The following is a 5,451-nucleotide window of genomic DNA, read 5'->3' on the forward strand; positions in this document are numbered from 1 at the left end:
GGATGCGTTCGCGTATCTGAAGGTCGAGGACGCGATCGATCAGCAGGAAGGGATAGCGATGCGGCAGGAAGGACATCACTTCGTTGATGTCCATAGTGCGCTTCGCCGTGGCGACGGCCTGCGCTTCCGGGGTGGCTACGGTCTCCATAACATCCCCGATTCTACCGAATTTCGTTTTCAGGCCCGCCGCGAAGGGCTCGGTCCTGGGCTATTTCTTTCCAACTTTCTGCTTGGCGGCGATAGTGGCCTGGATGTCGAAGAGCTCCGGGGAGAGGTTCTGGTTGTACTTCACGTCGGTATAGAACTTCTGGTTCACCATGTCTCCGTTGCGGAAGCGGGTGATGGTGTAGGCCGTTTGGATGCCCTGTACGCTGTGGTAGCCGTCGTACTCTTCCCGGTCGATATCGAAGTCTTTGTACTTTTCGTTGCGGTACTGGAAGGTACGGGCGAGGGGAAGGTGACTGTTGGCGTCGAGCTCGATGGTGATGGCGTCGTTTGTCGGCGAGATGACCGTCACTTTGTCGGCGACGCGGCGCTGCACCATGGTGGTGCCTTCGAAGACGACCATGGTGCCGGGCAGCTTGAGCCAGTCATGGAGTACGACTTCAATAGAATGCTTCCGGCGGCGGAAGTAATCCTGCGAGATATCTTCAGGAAGAGCGACCTTGCCGCGGAAGGTGACCTCGTCTGCGGAGTTGGCGGTGAACATCTGCACGATGTCGCGTTTTTTGGTGTACTCGATGCGCTCGACCTCGGTTTCCGGACCGTTGGTCTGCCGATGGAAATCCCAGAAGACGGAGACGTCGCCGGTGGGCGCTCCGCGGAAAAAGTAGCCGACCTGGCCTTCCAGCAGCCAGTCGCGGCGGTTCAACCAGCCGTCGCCGCCGAGCGCGATCACCATCTTGTCGAGCAGATCACGGGCCTTCTGCTCGCCGGAGGCATCGGTGGCGGGTGCGGCCTGCGCCTTCATGATGGAGGCGCACGGACCGGCGAGGGTGGCGACGAGTAAGGCAGTGGCAAACCTGGTCTTCAGGCGCATTCAGACTCCAAGGAAAGGTTAACCGATAAGTACCGCGCCGCCGTTGACGTTGAAGATCTCGCCGGAGACGAAGCCGGCCAGCGGCGTGCAGAGAAACAGGATCGGACCGGCGATCTCCTCCGGCCGTGCGGCACGGCCCAGGGGAATGGTCGCCAAATACTTGGACGCGGAAGGGCCGTTCAGGGCTTCAGCGCTCATCTCGGTCCGCACCCAGCCGGGTGCGACGCAGTTGGCCAGAATGCCCTGAGGCGCCAGCTCCGACGAAAGGCTCTTGGTCAGCGAGAGCAGCGCGCCTTTGCTGGCGGCATAGTCGGCGTGAAACGCTTCGCCTCGCTGTGCGGCCGTGGAAGCAACCAGAACGATATGTCCGCGGGTTCCGTTGGAGTCGGGCTGCTGGATCTGCATCTGCGCCGCAGCGGCGGAGACCAGGCCGAAGATGGAGTCGAGATTGACGCCGATGGTGGTACGCCACTGTTCGTCGGCCATGGAGGCGATGGGTTGGTCGTGCGGCGGCCAGATGCCGTGGTTGGCGACCAGGATGTCGAGGCGCCCGAAGGCACGGACGGCGGCCTCGACCAGTGCACGGCCGTCCTCGACGGTGCCGAGCTCCTGCTGGACGGGGCAGGTATCGTCAGCGCCGCACTCTTCGACCAGTTGGGTGGCGCGGGTGGCGGCGGCACGGTAGTTGAAGACGACCTGTGCTCCGGCCTGACGAAACATACGGACGGTGGCCGCGCCGATGCCACGCGAGCCGCCGGTGATGAGAGCGACTTTGCCGGAGAGCGAGAGGGTTGGGGCTGCCATCGATTGTCATGATAGCGGGATCGAGAGATTTGAGTAGCCACCAAACCGGTGCCCCAATCTGTGGCGGGGTAAGCCCTTCCGGTAAACTTAACCCTTGATGGCAACGCTTAAAGCACCCCGCGGCACGCGCGATCTGCTGCCGCCTGATACCGCACTCTGGAACCATATTGATTCGGTCGCACGCTCTGTCTTCGCACGTTACGGCTTCGGCGAGATCCGTACACCAATCTTCGAAGCGACAGAGCTCTTTGCCCGCGGCGTGGGGGAAGAGACCGACATCGTCTCCAAGGAGATGTTCACCTGGGAAGATCGCGCGCGTGCTGCGAGCGAGAAGTCGCAGTCGCTGACGCTGCGTCCGGAGAATACCGCTGGTGTTGTTCGCGCCTATATCGAGCACAAGTTGGGCGAGACCGGGCAGTTGCAGAAGCTGTACTACATCGGTCCGCAGTTCCGCCGCGAGCGTCCGCAGAAGGGTCGCTATCGCCAGTTCTTCCAGATCGGTGCGGAGGTCATTGGGCCGTCGAGCTCGGGGTCGGAGTCACCGTTGCGCGATGCCGAGATCCTGGAGATGCTGGCCACCTTCCTCGATGAGCTGGGCGTGAAGGACTGGAAGTTGATGATCAACTCGGTGGGCAGCTCCACCGATCGTCCACGCTATCTGGCCGCGCTCCGAGACGCGCTGGAGCCGATCAAGGACAAGATGTCGCCGGATAATCAGCGCCGCGCGGAGACCAATCCGCTGCGTGTCCTGGACTCAAAGGAAGAGGCGGATCAGGAGCTGATCAACGGCCTGCCGAAGATCGCGGATTATCTGGACGAGAGCTCGAAGTCGCACTTCGCGCAGGTGCTGGCGGCGCTGGATGCCTGCGGCGTTCCGTACACCGTGAATCCGCGACTGGTGCGCGGCCTGGACTACTACACSCGYACSACCTTCGAGTTCGTGACCGAGACTGGTCTGGGAACGCAGAATGCGCTGTTGGGAGGCGGACGTTACGACGGTTTGAGCGAGATCATCGGCGGCCCGAAGGCTCCGGGGATTGGCTTTGCCATCGGCGAAGACCGTCTGGTGCTGACGCTGCAGGCGCAGGCAGAGGCAGAAGCTGCTGCCGGCAATGCGGCTCCGGAAAAGAAGATGGACACGTACATCGCCCCGATGGGCGAAGGGCAGAATGCGGCTGCGCTGAAGCTGGCGCGCGATCTGCGTCGTGCTGGGCTGTCGGTTGAAGTCGGCGATGGAAGCTTCCGTCTGAAGAAGAGCTTTGAGGCAGCGGACCGCGTTGCTCGGACGATCCTGATTCTTGGTGAGGATGAGGTGGCCAGCGGAACAGCGACGGTGAAGACCTTCGCGACCGGTGAACAGGTGAAGGTGGCGTTCGCGGAGTTGCAGGACAAGCTGCGCGCATAACCTTTGAAGTGTGATTTGCTTAAGTCGTTTCGTAGTGAAGTGACTTGAGCTTATTCTTCGCTGAGCCAAGGTCGATCAGGTACCTCAGCGGCTAAAGCCGCGTCTTATCGCGGCGGGGTGTGGCATGGCTGAAGCCATGCCCTTAAGCAAGGCATTCGCGCGTTGCGCGAATCAAGAAGCAACGTCGATGGGGTGAGTTACGGAACACTTGTTTGGAGATCGGCGGGTGCTCCGTCCATCGCAAGATCCAAGGGATGAGGATGAGCTTTTGTTTTGCTTAAGGGCACGGCTTCAGCCGTGCCGTAATATCTGGCAAAAGACGCGGCTTTAGCCGCTGAGGGCTCTACGTTAGAGAAGCAGATTTCTCCGCTCCCGCTGGTCGCTACGAAATGACAAACAAACGTCTTCGAACTCCAGATTTGGACTACCCCAAATAGTCGAGACCGCCTAGGATAACGCCATGAAGAGAGCGCTGCTGCCCGCAGTCTTACTGCTGCCGTCCTTCGTCTACGCGCAGAACGGTATTCCCGCCGCGGAACGCAAGGGGTTCGATCGCATCACGCAGAGCGATGTGCGCAAAGACCTGGCGTATATCGCAAGCGATGCCCTGCAAGGGCGGTTGAGTCTGCAGCCGGGGGACGATCAGGCTGCCGAGTGGATAGCGAAGCAGTTCGCTGCCGCTGGTTTGAAGCCGATCACGAAAGAACCGGGAACGCGCGGTTACTTCCAGCCATTCCAGTTGGTCGAGTATGCTCCGGACCGCGCAGCGAGTTCGGTTACGCTCACACGCGCAGGCAAAGAGATTGCCTTTCATGCGCCCGAGGCGACGGGGGCGTTCAAGCGCGCGGTGGATATCACTGCTCCAGTAGTCTTTGCGGGCTTCGGTATCACGGCACCGGAGCTCGGATATGACGACTACAAGGGCATCGATGTGCGGGGAAAGATCGCTCTGGTCTTCGATCATGAGCCGCAGGAGGATGATCCTCATTCGGTCTTCAATGGCACCGGCAACACGCGATATGCGACGACGCGCGTCAAGTTGAAGAATGCTCAGGCTCACGGAGCCGTGGCGCTCTTGGTCGTCGCCGAGCCAAATCGCAAACATCTCACCAATGCGGAACGCTCTGCCCGTATCGGCGGCAGCGTAACTCGCACCCAACCGCTTCCGCTGCAAGCGATCGAGAAGGATGAGATCGATATCCCGTCAATACTGATTCGCGATGAGGTGCTGCAACAGTTGCTGGTGACAGCGGGAGCAACGGGAAGTGAGTTGCAGACGGCCATCGATCACGATCTGAAGCCGCAGAGCCGGGCATTGCCGGACACACAGCTCACGCTCCATCTGCGCAATACCAGGGAACATGTCGGAACGACGGAGAATGTTGCCGGTCTGCTGGAAGGATCAGATCCAAAGCTGGCTGTCGAGACCATTTTGATTACGGCACATCACGATCACGATGGAGCAACGCCGTGCGCCGCGGGTAAGGGCGATGTCGACGAACAGGGAAAGTCGACTCCGGCGAGCCCAGAGTGCATGCAGGTCTGGCATGGAGCGGACGATAACGGCTCCGGTACGGTCGGTGTGGTGGAGCTGGCGCGCGCGTTTGCAGCGAACCCGTCGCGGCCGAAGCGGTCGATTCTGTTTGTGGTGTTTGCCGCTGAGGAGCGAGGTCTGTTGGGAGCGTACTGGATGGCGGCACATCCGGTGCGTCCGTTGGCGACGACGCGGGCGCAGATTAACTTCGACATGATCGGGCGGGACGAGAAGCCGAGCCCGCAGACCGATGGTCTTATCGAGATTCCTGYGGATACGTCGAACCGCCTGAACCTGATCGGCGCGCTCTACTCACCGGAGTACAACCGCGTGGTGGTGGAAGAGAACAAGCAGGTCGGCCTGGTGTTGGATGACCGCTTCGATCGTGAGTCGGCGTTGAACGTCTTCTTCCGCTCCGACCAGTTTCCATTCGTGCTGCATAACATTCCGGCGTTCTGGTGGTTCACCGGCTTCCATCCGGACTATCACCACACCTCCGATACGGTGGAGAAGATCGACTATCCCAAGATGGAGAAGATTCTAAAGCTGGCGTATCTCTCGGCGTGGAGGTTCGGCAGCGATGCGCAGACTCCTGCGTTTATTGCGTCGCCGCAACCATAAGAGGAGCCGATGCCGTGGATGCCCCATGTCCCGGGGTCCCCAACGAAC

Annotated in this window: 4 protein-coding genes; 2 read left to right on the plus strand and 2 right to left on the minus strand. The window is 60.7% G+C overall.

The genetic code is table 11. The annotated features are described in order from the left end of the window. Window positions 1-208: 208 nt before the first annotated feature. Together AB4043_RS12830 and AB4043_RS12835 are read right to left on the minus strand one after the other, a co-directional pair. Window positions 209-1,039, minus strand: a complete 831-nt coding sequence (locus AB4043_RS12830) for a hypothetical protein (protein WP_442300633.1) — start codon at window positions 1,037-1,039, stop codon at window positions 209-211. An 18-nt stretch (window positions 1,040-1,057) separates the two neighbouring features. Beyond that, the gene (locus AB4043_RS12835; RefSeq protein ID WP_442300634.1) at window positions 1,058-1,843 is read right to left on the minus strand and encodes an SDR family NAD(P)-dependent oxidoreductase; all 786 of its coding nucleotides are present in this window, start codon (window positions 1,841-1,843) and stop codon (window positions 1,058-1,060) included. A 97-nt stretch (window positions 1,844-1,940) separates the two neighbouring features. On the opposite strand from AB4043_RS12835, the gene hisS reads away from it, so the two are divergent. After that, on the plus strand, window positions 1,941-3,248 hold the full coding sequence (hisS, locus tag AB4043_RS12840) for a histidine--tRNA ligase (RefSeq protein WP_442300635.1): 1,308 nt from the start codon (window positions 1,941-1,943) through the stop codon (window positions 3,246-3,248). Between the two features lie 460 nt (window positions 3,249-3,708). Continuing rightward, a complete protein-coding gene (locus AB4043_RS12845; RefSeq protein ID WP_442307213.1) occupies window positions 3,709-5,403 on the plus strand; it encodes a M20/M25/M40 family metallo-hydrolase in 1,695 nt (564 codons plus the stop codon). The last annotated feature ends 48 nt before the right edge of the window (window positions 5,404-5,451 follow it).

Origin of the sequence: Terriglobus sp. YAF25, assembly GCF_052113305.1 — a bacterium.
Classification (GTDB): Bacteria; Acidobacteriota; Terriglobia; order Terriglobales; family Acidobacteriaceae; genus Terriglobus.